This is a genomic window from Pseudomonas sp. AD21 (assembly GCF_002878485.1).
Lineage (GTDB): Bacteria > Pseudomonadota > Gammaproteobacteria > Pseudomonadales > Pseudomonadaceae > Aquipseudomonas.
Genome location: NZ_NQYG01000141.1, coordinates 1 through 514 on the forward strand (window position 1 = coordinate 1; position 514 = coordinate 514).

General features: G+C 63.0%; 1 protein-coding gene. It reads left to right on the forward strand.

The window, feature by feature from the left end; genetic code table 11:
• Positions 1–514 (forward strand): VCBS domain-containing protein (locus PseAD21_RS29355; protein ID WP_146011325.1); only part of this gene is annotated, 514 nt, incomplete at both ends.

Here is a 514-nt window from a genome sequence, read left to right on the forward strand (position 1 = left end):
GCACCTTCACCATCACCGCGCAGGATGGCGTCACCACGCTGACTGTCGGTGGTATCGCCGTGGTCACCAACGGCGTGGCCGCAGGCTTCCCACAATCGGTCACCACGCCGCTCGGCAGCACGCTGACGATCACCGGTTTCAACGCCGCCACCGGCGTAGTCAGCTACAGCTACACGTTGGATCACAACGATGCCCACCCAACCGCCAACGGCGCAAACAACCTGCCCGAGCAGTTCGCCGTCACCGTGGTCGACGACAACGGCACCACCGCCAACGCAACCCTCGACGTCAACATCATCGACGACCTGCCCAAAGCGGTTAATGACAGCAACACCGGCACTGCGTCAGAAACCAACCTGACCCTGACCGGCAACGTCCTGACCAACGACGTTCAGGGCGCCGACCGTGTGCCCACCGGCCCAGTCACCGCAGGCACTTTCACCGGTACCTACGGCACCCTGGAATTGCACACCGACGGCACTTACACCTACACGCTCAACCCAACCGATGCCGA